The organism is Mesorhizobium hawassense (genome assembly GCF_003289945.1).
Taxonomy (GTDB): Bacteria; Pseudomonadota; Alphaproteobacteria; order Rhizobiales; family Rhizobiaceae; genus Mesorhizobium; species Mesorhizobium hawassense.
Map to the genome: position 1 here is coordinate 298,770 of NZ_QMBP01000004.1, position 18,806 is coordinate 317,575.

Sequence of the window (18,806 nt, forward strand, 5' to 3'; positions counted from 1 at the left end):
CAGCTCTCGCCGGGAAATGCCGGCGTTCTCCGGACGCTGGCGCATCTGCTCATACTGGATGGCGAGGCCGAGAAGGCGCTTGCGACGATTGCCAGGCTGGAAACCCTAGAAGGAATGGATCACCCGGTGCTTGCATTGCTGAAGTCTCGCGCCCTGCTCGTGGCCGGGCGCAAAACCGAGGCGCACAGCGCGTTGCTCAGCTTCCTGTCGCATCGGGCCGCCTGATGACCGCGTCGGAGCGAATTCTGCAATTCCTTGCCGGGCTGTCACGCCGCAGCGACCTGGTCATCGCCGTCCTGATGCTCGTCGCCGTGGTGATGATGCTCATCCCATTGCCGACGTTTCTCGTCGACTTTCTGATCACCGCCAACATCGCCATCAGCGTGCTCATCCTGCTGGCGTCGTTCTACGTTTCTCATCCGCTGCAGTTTTCGTCGCTGCCGTCGGTTATCCTCATCGCCACCTTGTTCCGGCTGGCGATCACGATCACGACCACGCGACTGATCCTGCTGCAGGCCGACGCCGGCGAGATCATTACCGCGTTCGGTACCTTCGTCGTGGGAGGCAGCATCGCGGTCGGCCTGGTCATCTTCCTGATCATCACCGTCGCGCAGTTCATCGTGGTCGCGCGGGGCGCGGAACGCGTCGCCGAGGTGGCCGCGCGCTTCACGCTCGATGCGCTGCCGGGCAAGCAGATGAGCATCGATGCCGAGCTGCGCAACGGCGATATCGATCAAGCCGAGGCGCGCCGTCTGCGCCAGCAGCTGGAGCGCGAGAGCCAGCTGTTCGGCGCGATGGACGGCGCCATGAAATTCGTCAAGGGCGACGTCATCGCCGGGATCGTCATCATCCTGGTGAACCTTGTCGGCGGTTTCGCCGTCGGCACGCTGCAGCACGACATGTCGCTGGGCGATGCGGCCGCGACCTACTCCCTGCTCACCGTGGGTGACGGGCTGGTGGCGCAGATACCGGCACTGCTCGTCGCCATAGCCGCCGGCACCATGGTGACGCGCGTCGGCAGCGCGGATGGGACCGGCGACCTTGGCCGGCAGATCACCAGCCAGCTTTTGCGGGACTCGCGTGCTCTTGCCCTCGCGGCGGTGATCATGGTTGGCCTCGCCATGGTGCCAGGCTTTCCCTCCATCGTGTTCCTGGTCCTTGGCGCCTGCTTCGGCGCGGGCGCCTATGCAATCAATCGCCGCAGCGCTCAGGACTCCGAACCCCAGGACATCGGCCAGATCACGGTGCCGGAACAGCCCAGTGGTTCCGCTTCGCTTTCGGCAATCCCCACCGGAACGCTGCCTGCTTCCTACCGCGTCGTCGTACGCTTTGGAGCTGAACTCGCGGAGACCATCCCGGAGCCCGAATTTGCCGTGCTCGCCGATGGCGTTCGCCGCGAACTCTTCGGCGATCTCGGCATCGACGTTCCGGCCATCGGCATGCAGTCCGACGAGATGCTCTCGCCGCGAAGCATCCGCATCGATCTGGAAGGCGCCCCCATCCTGGACGCCGAGATTCCCGCCGGCCGTATTCTCGTCGAAGCCGACCCAACGCATCTCGATCTGCTCGAGGTGACTTACCAAAAAGCTGCGTCGATCGCCGGCCAGCGCAAATTCGTGTGGGTCGATGACAGCAGCAGGTCGACGCTCAAAGAGGCCGGTTTCGTTTTCTCCACACCCGCCGAAACGGCGGCCAGATGGACCGGAAACGCACTTCGGCTTTACGCGGGACATTTCGTCGGGATCCAGGAGACGCGCAGGCTTCTGTCGGACATGGAGCCGGATTATGCGGATCTTGTGCGGCAGGCGCAGGAGATCGTGCCGCTGCAGAAGATCGCGGAAGTGCTTCGCCGGCTTGTCGGCGAAAACGTGCCGATCCGCAACCTGCGCCTGATCCTCGAAGCACTGATCGAATGGGGTCAACGCGAACAGGACGTGGTCCTGTTGACGGAGTATGTCCGCACATCCCTGAAGCGCCAGATCAGCTTCCGTTCCGCCGGCCGCAACAACATCATCGCGGCCTACGTGCTGCAACGGTCAGCCGAGGATATTCTGCGAAACGCAGTGCAAAGCACATCGTCAGGCACATTCCTGAACCTCTCGGACGACGATGCGCAGGCCTTGGTAAGCGAGGTCGAGCGAGCCCTGTCGCACAACTCCACCGACGCCTCGCCGGTCGTGCTTGCCGCGATGGATGTGCGCCGTCACATGCGCAGCCTGCTCGCGCACAATGCCATCGAGCTTCCGGTCCTGTCCTTCCAGGAACTTGCGCAGGAATTCAACGTCCAGCCGCTGGCGACGATCACCGGCCGTGGCGGAAGATCCGGCGCGCGCGCCCAGGCGCTGCCGTCGGCTCAGGCGAAAGCCGCGCAGGAAGCAGCTTCATGACCAAGGCCGAGCATCGCCCTCCCGTCATTGGGAGCTTTTGCGAGGGCGGCCTGATAGGCCTTGGCGGCATCGGCCGGATATCCGGCCCGCATATAGGCATCGCCTGCCTTGACGAACACGACCGCCTTGGCGTCCGGCATCGTTGCCGCGCGCTGGTAGAGCGCAATCGCGGTATCACTTTCCCCGCGCGCATCGATATCGTCGGCAAGCTTGATCAGTCGATCCGACTGCGAGGACGGGGCTTGGGTCTTCGCGTCGATCGAGCCGGTTTTGGCCGTCTGGCAAGCGGACAGCGCCAGCGCGATAGCCATAGGCAAGAATACGACATGCAACCGCATATCCACCTCTCCGTATTCAAGCCCGGCGCCATCTTACACAGCCCATGGGCCGACTGGAACCACAACAGTGCGGTAAGATTGCAACATGGCCGAAGAAGCTGAGGAAAAGAAACTTCCGGCATCCGACAAGAAGCTGCGCGACGCGCGTCGCAAAGGCCAGGTTCCCCAGAGCCGCGACCTTATCTCGGGCTTCACATTCTTCGCAGTGCTCGCGTATCTTTACTTCTCCTGGCCGATGCTCTTCAGGCACCTTTCGGAACTCGTGCAGACCGTGACCGTGCCTGGCGGTTCGTTTGGCGATGTCAGCCTGCTCGCCATCCGGCATTTCTTCTCGCTGCTGATGCTTGCCATGCTGCCGCTGGTCGCCATCGTTGTCGTTTTCACCGCGGTCTTCGGCATGCTGGGGACGTTCGGGCCGGTCCTCTCGTTCGAGCCGCTCAAGCCGCAGTTCGATCACATAAACCCGGCCAAGGGCCTGCAGAAGATCCTTTCGCTCCGCAACGTCATCGAGTTTGCCAAAGGCGTGATCAAGCTGGTGATGCTGGCATGCCTCTTCGTCGTCATCCTGATCACATGGCTGCAGCCGCTTTTCGATGCGCCGGGTTGCGGTCCGTCATGCCTGGGGTCGGTGATCAAGGCAGTCCTGACGCCTCTGGGAATCGCCGCCAGCCTGGCTTTCGTCGTCATCGGCGTGATCGATGTCCCCATTCAACGCTGGCTGTTTCTTCGCGACATGCGCATGACGACGACCGAGTACAAGCGCGAACACAAGGATCTCGAAGGCGATCCCTTGATCCGCCATGAACAGCAGCGGCAGCGGCGCGAGGCGGTGATACGGCCAGCGAAGCTGGGCGTGAAAAATGCGGTCATCGTCTTCGTATCCGGTGACCGGGCCGTGGCGTTGCGTTACATCAGGGGCGAAACGCCGGTGCCAACGGTCGTCGGCAAGGGTCAGGGGCGCGTTGCCAACGAGATAGTGGCTCAAGCGCGCCAGGCCGGTATTCCGTTGGTCGAGGATAGCGCCCTCGCCGAAGCGCTCTTCGAGAATGCGAACACCGGATCATATATCGGCCAGCAGATGTTTGCGCCGGTCGTTCGCCATCTCGTCCGGCATGGCCTCACTTGAGGGCGTTCAGTGTCCCTGCCCCGTTCGCAAGCCTATTGGGCGACTTGGGACACGGCTGACATCAGTTCCTGCGGGTTTGGCGCCCCAAACATGTATCGCCCACCCTCCGGAACCTCCGTGAAGCTCCAGCGGACGATTCCCTGCCTGTCCAGCAGGAACTGACCGACCAGTTGTCCGTGTCCCGTCGCAATCATCCGCTCGTCGGCTTCGGTCAGTTCGTAGTGGTCCTTCTTGTCGAGGATTTCGCCGGCCGCCATAGGGTTCATGGGACCGGGCAATTCGCCTGGCATCTCGACCCGCATTTCCATGGCCGCCGCCATCGAGACCTTGTACGGCCAGACCGTCTCGGTTTCGGTGAATTCGAGATTGGGCAGGCCAAAAGCACGATGTGAAGCGCGTTCAGGGTCGGAGGCCGCAAGCAGATTCGGCATCGGGTGGTAGCGGAAATAGAGACGCGCCCGCTCGATCGGTGTGTTGACCACCGTCAGGCTCCCCACGCCCTTTTCGCGCAGCTCCGGATCTAGTCGCGCCTGGGCGGCGATATGGCGCCGGCAGAACGCGCAGTGCAGGCCCCGAAACAAGCCGATCAGCACCGGTTTTTGTCCGCGAAAGTCATCAAGCGCGATCTTGCCTTCCTGGGTGATGGCGTCGAGCACCACGTTCGGCGCGCGGTCGCCCGGCTGAAGCGGCATCAAGTCAATACGCGCGGACATTTCCAACCTCCCACCCCGGCTAGTCGAGAAAAGGCAGCACCACAAGCGTTTCCGGGTCGAGCCCGTGCTGAGCGCATATACCCTGCGCCAGGGAAAAGTAGCGTTCGGCCTCGGCCAGATTGTCGAGGTCGAGATTAAGCGTTGCCAGGCCATCATAGCACGGAAACAAAAGTTGCGGTTCACCCGTGTCGCGCGCCACGTCCAGTGCCTCGTGGAACAATCCAGCCGCCAGATCCGGACGGCCGTTGCATTGGTGGATCTGCCCAAGCACGATCAACGGCACGGGCAGGTGCTCTCGCTGGTCGAGTGCCCGGTCGATCTCGATCGCTTTCTCGGCGGCAGGCACGCCCTCCGTGGGACAGCGGTCTGTGAAAGTACAGCAAGCGACCGCCAGATTGACGAGAAGGCGGGCCTGGAAGCCCAGATCACCGATACGGCGCGCCACTTCGAGACCGCGGCGGCAGACCTCCATCGCCCGCGCCGGGTCGATGGTCGTGTACAGCACGCCGAGATTGGTGTAGCCCCGGCAGGCCGCGCCCAGCAGCCCGGCGGCTTCGGCCAATTCGATGCTGCGCTCGACCTGACGCACGGCTTCATGGTTTCGCCCGAGCCGGGCCAGCGCGACAGCCTTGGTGTTGAGCGCTTCAGCGGTCGCAAGCGTGGCATCACGCCCCATCTCCGAGACATGCTCCGTTGTCAGAGTGCCGACGCAATCCAGCGCCGCGTCTGCCCATTTCGCGGCAAGCGCGTGATCTCCGCTTCGGAACGCCTGCCGCCCACGTTCCTGCCAAAGATGGGCCTTCTCGACCGGGGCGTCGGCGCCGTCGAGGAGCGCTGCCGCTTCAGCATAGCGGGCTTCCGCCTTGTCGCGCTTGCCGACGTCCCAGAGCAGTCGACCGATCTTACGCAAAACGCGCGCCGAAGCGACACGATCGGTTGACTCGCGGTATGCCTGCAACACCGTCTCGTAGTGGTGGTGCGCGATCTCGCGGCGGCCAGCCGCGCCGCTCAGATCGGCAATGCGTTCTGCAATTGCCAGTTTGAGCGGTGTTTGCCCGATCGCACCCAACGCCGTCAGTGCTCGCTCGTAGAAACGAAGGGCGTCGTCGTTGGCGTAGATCATGCGAGCGCGATCGCCTGCAGCCTGCAGGTAATGCGCGCCCCTCTCCCGCTCGGCACTCTGCGCGAAATGATGACCGAGCACGGTCAAATCCTCGAGCCGTTCCGGCTTGTCGCCGAACAGTTGTTCCAAGGCAGCGCCGACCCGCCCGTGGATGTCGGTTCGGCGTTGCAGGAGCAGATTCTGGTAGATCACGTCCTGCAGCAATGTTTGCGTAAAGCGGTAGCTCTGCGATGAGACCGAGCCTGATCCAGCAACTTCCTCGATGATCTCCGCATCGCAAAGCAGTTCGCAGCCGGCTTCCAGCCGGCCGGGATCGGCTGTCACGGTTTTCAGAAGTGTGGCGTCAAAGCGCGGGCCGATTACCGCGGCCTCCTGGGCCAACCGGCGCACCTCTTGGGGCAACCGGTCGACCCGAGCAAGCAGCATGGCCTGGATGGTGGCGGGAATGCCGGTTTCGACTTCGCCTGCCACAGTCCGCCATCGCTGGCCCTCGCGCGTCAGTACCCCGCGATCGATAAGGCCGCGAACGATCTCCTCTACAAAAAGTGGGTTGCCGCCCGCGCGATCGAGTATCTGGTCGAGAAGCCCTCCTGCGGAGTTTACCCAGCCCTCGCCGAAAAGCGCCGCCAGCAGGCTGCGTCCGTCATCACTGTTGAGCGGTGAAAGCCTGAGCGCTGTGTGACTGACCCGACTTGAATCGAGCTGGCCGTTATCCGGCCCCGGACGATGCGTGACCAGCACCATCAGCCGCGTGCGTTCCAACCTGTCCATCACGAAACGCAGTGCCTCGAGCGACACGGCGTCGGCCCAGTGCAGGTCTTCGAGGACAATCAACAGCGGCGACAACGCAAGCCGCCGTTCGATGATCGTGCGGACGGCGTAGAGAATTTGCCGCCGCAGTTGCTCGGGCTCGACATGCTGCAAGGTGGCATCGGGGTCGCCAAGGCCAAGCACATGGTAGAGCAAGGGCAACAGCCGCTTCGCCTCCTCACCCTGTAGGCCAAGATCGGTAAGCAGGGCTGCGAGCTTCCCCCGCATTTCCTCTCCACTGTCGTTTTGCATCATCCCGGCGGCGCTACGCACCACTGCGCCCAAGGTGCCAAATGATTGTTCGCCCAGCGGTGAGCACGTGGCCTGCCGCACGGCGACGTTGCGAAAACGATCCTCGTCGCCGACGCGGGCGACGAACTCCTTCACCAGCCGCGATTTGCCGATACCCGCTTCTCCGACGAGGCGCACGAGCTGGGCCGAGCCGCCGCACGCCTGATCGAGGCACGCCAGCATTCTGTGGAGCTCCGCGCCACGACCTATCAGCGGAGCGCCGAGGCCGAGCGCCTCGAGTCCGCGCGCCGCGCGAGGCGCCGCGAGCGGTACGCCCAGACGATGGACGAGCACGCTGCCGGCCTTGCCACGAAGACCGACATCGCCCAGCGACTCGTAAGCGAAGGCATGCCGGGTCAGCCTGTGGGTGAGCTCGCCGACCAGCACCTCACCCGGTGCGGCCATCGATTGCAGCCGTTGCGCCGTGTTCACCGTGTCGCCGGTCACCGAATAGGATTTGGCGGTGCCAATGCCCAATCCGCCGGTGACGACCGGACCGGTGTTGATGCCGATGTGGAGCATCAGCGGCGAGCCGGAGCGGGGCGCCCTTTCGGCGAGCCGCGCCGTCCGGGCGATCATATCGAGAGCGGCGCGAAGCGCTCGTTCGGGATCGTCTTCGTGCGCGACGGGCGCACCGAACAGGGCAAGCAGTGCATCGCCCATGAATTTGTCGACGAAGCCATCAAATTTCTGCACGGCCGCCGTCAATTCCTGGAACAGCTCGTTCTGCAGCGTCTGCATCACCTCGGGGTCGAGCTGTTCGCTGAGTGTCGTGAAGCCGCAAAGATCGGCGAACAGGACCGTTACCGTCCGCCGATCGGCATCGGATGCCGGATGCCGCCTTTCTTCGCCTGCGATGTTCGCAAGCAGCGACGGAGGTCGAGAGGGCGGCGCAATGGTCCGGCTTGGTGGCGGGGCAGGCGCTTCCACGACTTTTGCGGATCCACCCATGCTTGCCCCACATTTCGGACAGAACCCGAAATCGGGCGCGCAGAGATAGCCGCAACTCGCGCATGGCACCGGCTGGCGCCTGCCGCACTTCGGACAGAAGGCGTAGCCGCTCTCGACCTCGTACCCGCACCCCGAGCAGTCCATGGAACAGACCTCACTTGGGCCGTTACGGCGTGATTCCGCTGCGCACGTCACGGTGTTCACTAGGATGAACCGATAGCTGTCGACCGGCAAGCGGCTGCGCAAATGAGCCTTGAGAACGCAACTCGCAAGCCCCGGCGTATCGACCTCGGATCTAGCTCCCAGGTTTCAAGCCACTCCTTTGTGCCTGCCTCCAATTCGCCCCGATCTTGACATGAGCATTGCTGCCATCCGATGCCGTCATTCGTTGACATCCCCCGACTCTTGCCGAAGAAAACGAAAGCTTGATGATCCAGGACAATGCCACCTCATGCGCTGCGGTATCGGCGCTCAGTGCCGGGCGAAGCGGGTAAGACGGCGTGACTTATATTCCCTTGGTTTCAATCGTGGTCCCCGCGCACAACGCCGAGGAAACGCTGGCGTTCGCGCTCGATTGCCTGCTCGATCAGGAAATAGCGGATTGGGAGGCGGTCATCGTCGACGACGCCTCCACGGACCGCACCCCCGCGATCATCGCCGGTTATGTGGAGCGCGATGCCCGCTTTCGGACGCTGAGCTCTTCCGCGTTTAGCGCCGCCGGCGCGCGCAATGGTGGGATTTCGACGGCGCGCGGCCAGTGGCTCATGTTTCTGGACGCGGACGACTGGGTGGATGCCAGCTTCCTTGCGAAAATGCTGGCTGCGCTGAAAACCGCTCCCGATGCGGTGGCCGCCTATTGCGGTGCCCGGCGTGTGATGCCCGATGGCGGACTTACCCCGTCGAGCATCTCGACGGAGGTTGCGGTCCAGCCGTTCGAAACATTCGCCCGCCGGTGTTCCATTCGCACGCACGCGCTGCTGGTCGACCGGGAGACAATCGTCGGGTTGGGCGGTTTCGATGTGTCGCTGCGCACCTGCGAGGACTGGGATCTGTGGCAGCGTCTCGCACGTCTAGGCGGAAATTGGGTGATGGTCGACGAGCCGCTCGCTTTCTATCGGATCAGCCCCAACTCGCTGTCGCGCACTTCGGCGCAGGTGATGGCAGATGCGGAAATCGTGATCGCCCGCGGCTTTTCTCCTGATCCCAGGGTCAAACGCCCCGCACCGGCTCACGCCAATGGAGCGATCGAGGCGAACGGCGGCACTGCTTCCGAAGCGCTCGCGTGGTTCGCTCTGTGGAACGCCGCGTCGGATTGCGGCAGCGGCTCGCGCCCGATCGACTTGCAGCCCCTCTATGCGCTGCCGGCAGGACGTAAGTGGGCGCGTGAGGCCGCCAAGGTGATCTTCGATGGGCTTATGGTCGGAAGCCTGTCGGCGCCAGCGCAACTGGCCGCCAGGTGGGACGGGTTCGGTGGCGCCATCACCGGGTTGATCGTCGAACTCGGCAAGCTCTGGGGCGATCCGGCTACGGGTCGCCGAGTTCAGTATTATCTTGAGCAAATGCTTCTCGACGTCGACGACCTTGCCGCGCCGCGCAGGCTGGCGCTGACATTGGGAATTCGCGTCGACGCTCGAAATCCGACCTCGGTCGAACTTCCGGAAGGAATCGATCAAATCTACGCCCATCTGATGATGGACGGCCAGATCGAGGCGCGCCTGCAGTTCGGCGCGCTCGGGACAGTGACGAGGCGTCACTGGATTGAATTAACCCCGAATTCCGTGCCCGCTGAGCAGCTTGTGCGCCGGCCTGATCGGGACAGCCACTTCGGCAAGCTAGCGCGATTGGCGGCCGAAGCGCGGGCGCTGGTCCGGTCGAGCGCCGAAGCTCCAGGACCCCTTGCAGCGCCGCGCCGTGCACGGCCTGCGGATGGGAACGACAAGGATCGCACGTCGTTCTGGAATCACCATTTCGCGACCGAGGATCCCTGGAACTATACTTCGCCCTACGAGCAGGAAAAATATCAGCGGCAGCTCGAAATTCTGCCTGCCGGTCCCATCGGCCGGGCGCTTGAACTGGCCTGCGCGGAGGGCCACTTCACGCGGCAGTTGGCGCCGCGAGTGGGCCGTTTGACCGCGACTGACATCTCCGCCGTAGCCATCGGGCGAGCGCGTGCACGATGCGGCGATTTGCCCAATGTCGAGTTCGGCGTACTGGATTTCTCCGCCGACGCGCTGCCGGGCAAGATGGACCTCATCGTCTGTTCGGAAGTGCTCTACTACCTGGACGATCTCGCCGAGTTGCGGCGCGTTGCCAAAAAACTCGTCGAGGCGTTGGCGCCTGGCGGCAGTTTCATCAGCGCGCACGCATTCGTCCTGCGTGACAATCTTGAAAGGACGGGCTTCGACTGGAACACATTCGGCGCACAAGCGATCTCAGAGACGCTGGCAGCGACCGAAGGCCTCGTCCTCGAGCAATCGATTGAGACCGAGCTCTATCGCATAGACCGCTTCCGACGCCTGTCGCCAGGCGATGTGGCGACGGAACCGATGGTTGATCATGTGCCCATCCGCGCGCCCGTCGAAATCGGCGTCGCGCGAAAAATCGTCTGGGGCGGAGCGCGGGCCTTGCGCCGCGACGTCGCACGTAGCGAGCGGCGACAGCATATCCCGGTCCTCATGTATCACAGCGTCGCCGACGATGGTCCGTCCGCGCTGGCCCGGTTTCGGTGCACGCCCGCCGCATTCGGCAGCCAGATGGCATGGCTGCGCGCCAACGGCTTTCACGCGATTTCGTCCGAGCAGCTGGAATCGTTCATCGCCAACCGTCAACCCTTCATTGGCCGCCCGGTGCTCATCACGTTTGACGACGGTTTCCAGAACTTTGCCGACCATGCGTGGCCGATCCTGCGCGCAAACGACCTGACCGCGGAAGTGTTTCTGGTGACGGACCTGGTGGGTGAAAGTGCACAATGGGACGCCGTCAGCGGGCCGCCGACGCCGCTTATGGACGCCGCGACGGTGCGCCGCCTCGCCGGCGAAGGCGCGTTCTTCGGGAGCCATCTGGCGACGCATCGCGCGATCGATGGCCTGTCGAGTTCCGACTTGGCCGCCGAGCTCCTGCGTTCCCGCATGTTCATCGAACGGTGGACCGGCCGGCCAACCACGGCGTTCGCGGCACCCTTCTCCGTCACCGACCGACGGCTTGGCCGGCTGGCCAAGGAGTGCGGCTATCGGATCGGCTTCGGCGGCAGACACGGTCCGGCGAACCTCGATTGCAATCCCATCGATCTTCCGCGCATCGAGATCCGCGGGGATCGCTCGCTCGATAACTTTGTCGGCATCATCGAGGCGGTGCTGGAATGAAGCGGCCGGATCAGACGCCTAGAGCAATTCCAGGAAAAGTGCGAAGCGGTTAGGTTCGGCGACTTGACCGTAGCCTCCGTCCGGAATTGCGTAAAAACAAAGGGATAGAGCGTTTCGCCGTTTCCGTGAAACGGTGAAACGCTCTAGAAAATCGACCTGAAGCAAAGCCTGGGCCGAGGCTCAGGTCGCCTTGATCAGCGCCCGGCCGATCTTGCGCCATCGGGCGTTTTCGCGAACCAGTTTCAGGTCGTCGGTCGTCTCGGCAAATGTCCGCGAACGATATTGCCGGAGCAGATGCGGGAAGAGCGCCCCTTCCGGCAGGCCGGCGAGTTGCTCGCGGACCGAGATCCTTTCATCGATGACCCGCATGCCCCAGGCATTTTCCCGAACCTGCAACTCCGCGGCCAGATCGCGCTCTTCCGGCTCGTTTTCGTCCAGCGCAGCCAGCAGGATCGAGTGGAAAATCGCTACATAGCCAATCTGTCTCAGGCCGCCCACGACCCGCACACGCGGCAATATGGCGAGAACGAGGAACATCAGGAACAAGTTCGGCAGCAGCACGCCGTCGAGCAGCGCCCGCCTGAGATGCAGCCGCTCGAACGGGATAGAGAGGCCGTGCGGCCTGTCGGGCTCGATCAGGTGCCCGTCCTCGAGGACGAGCTTGCGCACGCGCTCCTCGCGGATACCCCAGAAATAGGCCGTGGAATTGGGCAGGAATCTGCCAAACGGGCCCGATGCGGCCTCTTGCAAGGCACGTTCGAGACGCTGGCGCCTTGCGGGCTCGATGAGCAGCCTGGAAAGAAGGCTGCCGTCATGTTCCAGATGCCGGGCCATGGCAGCCGCGGCAAGCCGGTCGTCGATGAAAACCGGCAGGGCCATGCCGGAACAATCCCATTTGGCGACCAGATCCTCGTTGAGGGCTGTCAGCGCGTCGGCGGCGGTTCCAAACACCTTGTCATGGCTGGCAAGCAGTGTGCCCAGCCAGCGGCTGGCATCCGTTTCGTCGCCCACCGCTTCGAGCGCGCGCTTGTTGAGGGAGACAGGACCGGCCACGCAGGCACTTTTGCGGCACAGTTTGTGGCGCCCCATGCCAAACAGGTTGACCTTGTCGTCGCCGACATCGAGCCATCCCGGCCCCTCCCGGCCAATTGTCTCCATGGTCATAGTCGTTCCCACGAAGCCGAAGAAGGCCGACAGCCCGTTTTCGACCGCGCCGAGCCAGGCAAGCAGGACGGCATCGAAGGTGATCCGGTCCATCAGAAGCAGGCAATGCAGGCCGGACTGAATCACCGGCCTGTGCTCGAATTCGTCGAGGGCCTTGCCGATCGCGTCAGGCTGCATGATCACGCCGAGGCGCTGATGCAGGACTTCGCGCAGGATCGAGCGGGCAGCGATCGCCGGGCCGGATGCAGGCCTTGCCACCGGCCGCCACAGATGACGGGCGTAATCGGAAACCGGTGCATCCCAGTTCTGCTCGATGTCACGCACGACTTCCGGGCAGAGCAGCGACAGCACAGCCAGAATTTCCGCCGGGGGCTTAGGGGCTGGGTCAAATACGGCGGTCATTGGCCTCGTCTAACCGCTTGCGCTGCAAACGCCAAGGGAGACCAGACTTGCTGGATGCGGCCGCCCCACAACAAAGATCGTCCACTCTATCGAAACAGCGGATATCAGAACCGCAACCGGGCCATGCTCAGCAGATCGTGGTACTGCCCGTCGGTAAAACCGGCCTTCACATGCCGACCTTCGACCTCGAAGCCGTGGCTCGTGTAGAGACGGACGGCCGGTTCGTTGTCGGCATAGACGGTCAATTCGACCCGCTTCAGCGCGCGCCAGTTGTCGGCCACATCAAGCAGCGCGCCAAGTATGGCAGAGCCGATGCCCTTGCCGACGAAGGCATCGTCAAGGCCTATATTGATCTCGCCGATATGCGAACGGCGCGGCGAACTCTGCGCGACCAGGCTGCCATGGCCGACGACCTTGCCGTCCAGCTCGGCAACGATCCAGGTGGTTTCCTGGCCGGACTTGGCGATGCGCCGCTCGACCTGCTCCACCATTTCGAAGGGCATCCTGAGCGTGCCCGAGCGGAAGCCTGGCATGTTGAAGATGGCGCAAAGTGCCTCCGCGTCGCTTGGTCGGACGGACCGGAGCTGCGGCTGGATTTTCTCGGAGGAAGGCGAGGTCGTGCTGGTCATGGCGTTCCCGGCTACAGCAATTCCAGGAAAAGGGTGAGCGGTTTTCCGCCCGGAATTGCATCAGAACAAGTGATAGAGCAGTTCGCCGTTTCCTTGAAACGGCGAACTGCTCTAAGGCAATCGGCCCGGCACGATGCACCGGACGTCACCTGAAAATCCAGCCGTCTCTGCAAACCTATTATACCGACTGCGAGCCAAAATACCGGGAGGCCGCATAGAGTTTGAAGGCGCCGCTGATGCCGATCCAGCCGAAAAGGGCGAGCCAGCACAATGTCTTCGCCGCCGCCCAGTCGATCTTGTGCACTTGGGCGTCAGTGATCACGAGGCCAAGGATGGCAAGCAGGCCGACCAGAAACTGCGCCAGGCCGAGCACCAGCACTTCTTCGCGCGGCGCGCTTTTCCGGACGAGATATGTGCCGCCGGCGCCGGCGAGGAAGATGGCGCTGTAGACCTGGGCGTGGAAGGGATCGACCGGCCATGGCCAGCTGCTGCTGACTGCCAGGGGAAACAGCAACATGCCGACGCCATAGAGCCCAAGGATGGCCGTTTCCACCAGCATATAGCCGCGCCATGCGGGGTTTAGGGTCACGCCTTTTACTGAAGGACGGCCTCTGCCCCGCCACAGGAACAGCCCTGATACCGCGGCCGAGGCAAGATAGACCAGGAACCAGAGCCAGGCCGCTTTGCGCGCGAAATTGAAATAGCCGAGATTGACGAAAGAAGCCGCCGACACGATGACGGTGAAGATGAAGGCCATGACGAGCACCAGCCTGCCGGGCGACCAGCGATTCCACAACAACAGCGCCGCCATCACCGCCATTTCGGCGGTGTAGAAGCCGCCGAGGAAGCGAGCACTGAACGGCGTGACGGGCCAGGGCCAGCGCGGCTTGACCAGTTCAGGCGCGAAAAACAGGCCGGCACCCACGATCAGGACGATGATAACCCCAGCGGAGAAAAGGCGCAGGGCTGCGGGAAATGGCGGGTTGTCGGATGTCGGCATGGGAGAGAGCCCCGAGGATGAATGCCCCATGGACCATCATAGTGCCGCTTGCGGCCGGTGAAAATCGGCCGAATGGAAATTGAACTGTCACCAGGCTTAGCTATTCGAATGACAGTACGGTTCGTTTCGACGTAAAATGCGGCACTCGGACCAAAGACCGGTCCGGTCAACACTCCTCGGGGGGCGCATATTCCGGAGCCGGCACGATGAACGAAGCCCAGGATCTGTTCTCGCTTCTGCGGCAATCGACCGATATCGATCCACAGGCAATCGATGCGATCAAGCGAACCGTCGCGGAGGGCAAGGACCGGGAACTTTGCCGCATCAATGCGCCAACCTTCGCCGCCAAGCATGGCCTCGACGAGGAACGCGCCATCGGCGCTTTTCTCCATGCGGCACGGGTGGGCATCTTCGACATTTCCTGGAATGTTCTATGCCCCGGCTGTGGCGGCGTGCTCGACACCAACGCGACGCTGAAGACCCTGCAGAAGGACGAATACACCTGCGCGCTGTGCTCGGAGGGTTATTCGCCGACCCTCGACGAGATGGTCGAGGTGACATTCACCGTCAGTCCCCGCGTTCGCAGGATTGCCGCCCACAATCCACACGAACTGCCGTTGATGGAATATTTTCGCCAGATCTACTGGGGTTCCGGCGTCGATCTACCGGAAGAGGATTTCGCGAAGACGATGGAAGCGTTCTCGCTGGAGGATATCGAACTTGCACCCGGTGAACGGGCGGTTCTGCAAATACAGCTTCCGCCCGAATTCATCATCGTCTTCGAGCCGGTCACCCATTCAGTGCAGTTCATCGACGTGAAGGGCGAGGCAACAAGCGAGCGCCGAAGCCTCTCTTTGGTCTTCGACCGCGACCATATCCAGAACCAGACGCTGGAGATGCAACCCGGCCCGTTGCGCATTTCGCTGGAAAACAGGACCGACACTCGCGCGCTGCCGACGGTCTTCATCGCCGGCCACGAATTGCATGATCTCCTGGGCAAACGCCGGCCGTTCCTGACGGCCAAGCGCCTGCTCACCAACCAGACGTTCCGCGATCTCTATCGCACGGATACGCTCGACATAAACCAGCGCCTGAAGATCACCAGCCTGACCTTCCTGTTCACCGACCTGCGCGGATCGACCGCGCTTTACGAGCGGGTGGGCGACCTTTCGGCCTTCGATCTCGTGCGCGCGCATTTCCAGGTTCTGCACGAGATCGTCGCGGCTGAGGCAGGCGCGGTGGTGAAGACGATCGGGGATGCGGTGATGGCGACCTTCGCGACGCCTGACCGCGCGGTTGCCGCGGCTCTCAGGATGCGCGATGCCATGCGTGCGCTCAACGACAAGAGCGGACGCGAGGATCTGCTGCTCAAGATCGGAGTCCATGCCGGCCCCTGCATCGCCGTGTCCATGAACGAACGGCAGGACTATTTCGGCCAGACGGTCAACATTGCCTCGCGGGTCCAGAACCTCGCCAACGCGCAGGCGATCTTCGCCACCCGCGCGGTGGTCGACGACAATCTCACTGCCGATCTGTTGCACAGGAACGCGCTGACGCCGGTGCCCCACGAGGTCTCGCTGCGCGGCATTGAGCAAGAGGTAGCGGTATACACGATCCCCTGAAGCCTTGGGGCGGCTGGCCCCTCACACGCGCCTGCAGATGAAATAACGATCGGCGGGCACCGAAGGCGGCGGCGGGAGGCGTTGCAACTGCGGGTGATCGAGCGGCGTGCCGCTGACCGCGATGCCGCCGACGCGAAGCAGGCGCGCGGTCAGATCGGGAAGCCAGGTAGAGGTCACTGCATCGCGATCCTCATAGCCGGTGCCGATGTCGGCATGAACAAGAGCGGCGTCGATGCCAATGAACCTGCTCGCCGTCTCGCGTATTTCGCCGAGCACGAGGTTTTCAGCTTCGGGAATTGAGCTGGCGTGCGCGGCCAGCGCGCGGTCGAACGCCACGATCCGGCGTCCGGGCAGGCGCTCGCGCAGATGGTGGAACGTCCGGCCATTACCGAGGCCGAGCTCGAGCACGGGGCCCTCCATCTTCGCCACCTCGGCGCAGACTTGATCGAGAATGTCGCGCTGTGCGGTCAGCCTGCGGATGAAACTCTCGAGGCGACTCATATGCGTTTGTGTGTCCTGAACCAGCTTGGCGGATCGGCAATGCCCGCGACCAGAACGGTTCGCGGGTGTAACCCGAGGGCGACGTATTAAACCCGATCGAGCCTCGCCGCATATAGAGGCCAACGATGAACACTGCAACAACCCGAACGGGCTGTCGGCAAGGATCATAGCGGGTGGGTCGGCCGCCCGGCGAGCGGCGCGATTGCGACATCACTTGTAGGGGTCCGCGGCGTCCCGTAGGCCGTCGCCGAGGAAGTTGAACGCCAGGATGACGAGAATGACGGGAAGCATCGGCAAAAGCAGCCACGGATAGAACGCGATCACGCTGACGCTGCGCGCTTCGGTGAGCAGGATGCCCCAGCTGGTAGTCGGCGCCCTCAGGCCGAGCCCGAGGAAGCTCAGCGCCGTCTCGCCAAGGATCATGCCGGGTATGGAAATCGTCGCCGTCGCGATCAGATGCGACATGAAGCCGGGAATGAGGTGCCGCCGGATAATGCGGCTGCTGCTGGCGCCCATCAATTGCGCGGCCAGAACGTAATCCTCCTCGCGCAAGGCGAGAAGCTTTGAACGCACGGCCCGCGCCAGTCCGGTCCAGTGGAGCAGCCCGAGGATGACGGTGATGCCGAAATAGATCAGGATCGGACTCCAGGTTATCGGCATGATCGCCGCCAGAGCCAGCCATAGCGGAATGCTGGGGATCGACTGCAGAACTTCGATTATCCGTTGAACGATCAGGTCGAAGACACCGCCGTGATAACCGGCCAGTCCGCCGATGACGATGCCGAGCAGGAAGCTGACACTGATGCCGACGAGGCCGATCGTCAGTGAAATGCGTGCGCCATAGATGATGCGCGAGAACACATCGCGCCCCAACCTGTCGGTGCCGGCCAGAAACAGCTGGCCGTTTTCGGCAGGGCAGACAAAATGCCTGTCACCTTCGATCACGCCCCAGAACCGGTAGCTATCGCCCCTGCAGAAGAAACGGATGCGCTGAACATCATCCTGTTTGTCGATGTAGTTGCGCTTGAGCGTGTCCATGTCCAGCGTCATCTGGCGGCCATAGACGAACGGCCCGACGAACTGGCCATTGTGGAACAGGTGCACCCGCTGCGGCGGCGAATAGATGTAGTCCATGTTGCGCGTGTGCAGATTGTATGGCGCCAGGAACTCGCAGATCAGTATCCCTAGATAAAGCGCCGCCAGGAATATGCCGGATATGAGGGCAAGCCTGTGCCGTCGGAATTTCCACCACATCAGCCGCAACTGCGACGCCTGAAAGACCTTCGACTGCTCCGGCGTCATCGCCTCGACCGACTGCAGGTCAAAGGGCGCAATGGAAACGTAGTGTTGCAGTGGAGCACCCGGAGCGGGCAGCGGCGATTGCGTGTTCATTTGGTGCTGCCGCCCTGCAGACGAATTCGCGGATCAAGCAGCGCCAGCGCGATGTCGGAAATCAGGACACCGATGACCGTCAGGAAGGCGAGGAACATCAGGAACGACCCTGCCAGATACATGTCCTGGCTTTGCAGCGCCCTGATCAGCATCGGTCCGGTCGTTTCCAAGGACAGCACGATCGCGGTGATTTCGGCGCCGGAGATGATGGCCGGCAGGATGGAGCCTATGTCGGAAATGAAGAAATTGAGCGCCATGCGCAACGGATATTTGACCAGCGCCTTGAAGGGATGAAGGCCCTTGGCGCGGGCGGTCACGACATATTGCTTGTGAAGCTCGTCGAGCAGATTGGCGCGCAGCCGTCGGATCATGCTTGCCGTGCCGCCGGTGCCGATGATCAAGACCGGGATCCAGAGATGGGCGAGGATCGACTTCGCCTTGGCCCAGCTCATCGGCTCGCCGAGATATTGCTGGTCCATGAGATGGCCGATGGACGTGCCGAACCAGATGTTGGCGAAATACATCAGGATCAGCGCCAGCATGAAATTCGGAATGGCAAGGCCGAGAAGGCCGAAGAAAGTCAGGCCGTAGTCGCCCCAGCTGTATTGATGGGTGGCTGAGTACATGCCGATCGGAAAGGCGATGAGCCAGGTGACGATGATCGTGACGAAGGAAACCAGCACGGTCAGCCACATTCGGTCCCCGATGACGTCCCGAACCGGCAGCTCATACTCGAAGGAATAGCCGAAATCGCCGTGCAGCATCCCGCCGACCCAGTAGAAGTAGCGAATGACCGGCGGCTTGTCGAAACCATACTCCTTCCGCATCATCTCGATGCGATCGGAATCCACCGCTTCGCCCTGAGCCCGAAGCTCGGCGACATAGCTGTCGAAATAGTCGCCCGGGGGAAGCTCGATGATCGTGAACACCAGCGCCGAAATGATCAGCAGCGTTGGAACCATTACAGCAATGCGCCAGACAATGTATCGAAGCAC

The 18,806-nt window shown here is 62.7% G+C and carries 13 protein-coding genes; 4 read left to right on the forward strand and 9 right to left on the reverse strand.

Features of this window, described 5'->3' with window-relative positions:
- The first annotated feature begins 224 nt into the window (after nt 1–224).
- Nucleotides 225–2,387 carry a type III secretion system export apparatus subunit SctV gene (gene sctV / locus DPM33_RS11555; protein ID WP_112097548.1) on the forward strand — a complete coding sequence of 721 codons (2,163 nt, stop codon included), beginning with the start codon at nt 225–227 and terminating at the stop codon, nt 2,385–2,387.
- Here sctV and DPM33_RS11560 read toward each other — a convergent pair.
- Nucleotides 2,354–2,698, reverse strand: a complete 345-nt coding sequence (locus DPM33_RS11560; protein ID WP_112097549.1) for a tetratricopeptide repeat protein — start codon at nt 2,696–2,698, stop codon at nt 2,354–2,356. The two genes, sctV and DPM33_RS11560, sit on opposite strands and share 34 nt — an antisense overlap.
- Nucleotides 2,699–2,810: 112 nt before the next feature.
- Here DPM33_RS11560 and DPM33_RS11565 point away from each other — a divergent pair, with 112 nt between their 5' ends.
- The gene (locus DPM33_RS11565; protein WP_112097550.1) at nt 2,811–3,851 is read left to right on the forward strand and encodes an EscU/YscU/HrcU family type III secretion system export apparatus switch protein; all 1,041 of its coding nucleotides are present in this window, start codon (nt 2,811–2,813) and stop codon (nt 3,849–3,851) included.
- Nucleotides 3,852–3,883: 32 nt separating this feature from the next.
- Here DPM33_RS11565 and DPM33_RS11570 read toward each other — a convergent pair whose 3' ends face one another.
- Both DPM33_RS11570 and DPM33_RS11575 read right to left on the reverse strand, forming a co-directional pair.
- Complete coding sequence (locus DPM33_RS11570) at nt 3,884–4,564, reverse strand: peroxiredoxin-like family protein (protein WP_112097551.1); 681 nt, start codon at nt 4,562–4,564, stop codon at nt 3,884–3,886.
- Nucleotides 4,565–4,583: 19 nt separating this feature from the next.
- Entirely contained in the window at nt 4,584–7,883 is a 3,300-nt protein-coding gene (locus tag DPM33_RS11575; RefSeq protein ID WP_112097552.1) for an adenylate/guanylate cyclase domain-containing protein, read from the reverse strand.
- A gap of 356 nt (nt 7,884–8,239) precedes the next feature.
- Between DPM33_RS11575 and DPM33_RS11580 the strand changes: the two genes are divergently transcribed.
- Nucleotides 8,240–11,101 (forward strand): trifunctional glycosyltransferase/class I SAM-dependent methyltransferase/polysaccharide deacetylase, encoded by a 2,862-nt coding sequence (locus tag DPM33_RS11580; RefSeq protein WP_112097553.1) that lies wholly within the window; start codon nt 8,240–8,242, stop codon nt 11,099–11,101.
- A gap of 180 nt (nt 11,102–11,281) precedes the next feature.
- On the opposite strand, the gene DPM33_RS11585 is transcribed toward DPM33_RS11580, so the two are convergent.
- The 3 genes from DPM33_RS11585 to DPM33_RS11595 form a co-directional block, all read right to left on the reverse strand.
- Nucleotides 11,282–12,667: a hypothetical protein gene (locus DPM33_RS11585; RefSeq protein WP_112097554.1), complete on the reverse strand. Its 1,386-nt coding sequence runs from the start codon at nt 12,665–12,667 to the stop codon at nt 11,282–11,284.
- Nucleotides 12,668–12,771: 104 nt separating this feature from the next.
- Nucleotides 12,772–13,296, reverse strand: a complete 525-nt coding sequence (locus DPM33_RS11590; RefSeq protein ID WP_112097555.1) for a GNAT family N-acetyltransferase — start codon at nt 13,294–13,296, stop codon at nt 12,772–12,774.
- 178 nt (nt 13,297–13,474) lie between these two features.
- The gene (locus tag DPM33_RS11595) at nt 13,475–14,296 is read right to left on the reverse strand and encodes a hypothetical protein (protein WP_112097556.1); all 822 of its coding nucleotides are present in this window, start codon (nt 14,294–14,296) and stop codon (nt 13,475–13,477) included.
- A gap of 206 nt (nt 14,297–14,502) precedes the next feature.
- On the opposite strand from DPM33_RS11595, the gene DPM33_RS11600 reads away from it, so the two are divergent.
- On the forward strand, nt 14,503–15,918 hold the full coding sequence (locus DPM33_RS11600) for an adenylate/guanylate cyclase domain-containing protein (protein ID WP_112097557.1): 1,416 nt from the start codon (nt 14,503–14,505) through the stop codon (nt 15,916–15,918).
- A gap of 21 nt (nt 15,919–15,939) precedes the next feature.
- On the opposite strand, the gene DPM33_RS11605 is transcribed toward DPM33_RS11600, so the two are convergent.
- From DPM33_RS11605 to DPM33_RS11615, 3 genes are all read right to left on the reverse strand, one after another.
- Nucleotides 15,940–16,419 carry a class I SAM-dependent methyltransferase gene (locus tag DPM33_RS11605; protein WP_112097558.1) on the reverse strand — a complete coding sequence of 160 codons (480 nt, stop codon included), beginning with the start codon at nt 16,417–16,419 and terminating at the stop codon, nt 15,940–15,942.
- A gap of 210 nt (nt 16,420–16,629) precedes the next feature.
- Nucleotides 16,630–17,811 carry an ABC transporter permease gene (locus DPM33_RS11610; RefSeq protein WP_112097559.1) on the reverse strand — a complete coding sequence of 394 codons (1,182 nt, stop codon included), beginning with the start codon at nt 17,809–17,811 and terminating at the stop codon, nt 16,630–16,632.
- Complete coding sequence (locus DPM33_RS11615; protein ID WP_112097560.1) at nt 17,808–18,806, reverse strand: ABC transporter permease; 999 nt, start codon at nt 18,804–18,806, stop codon at nt 17,808–17,810. The genes DPM33_RS11610 and DPM33_RS11615 overlap by 4 nt, the downstream gene beginning before the upstream one ends.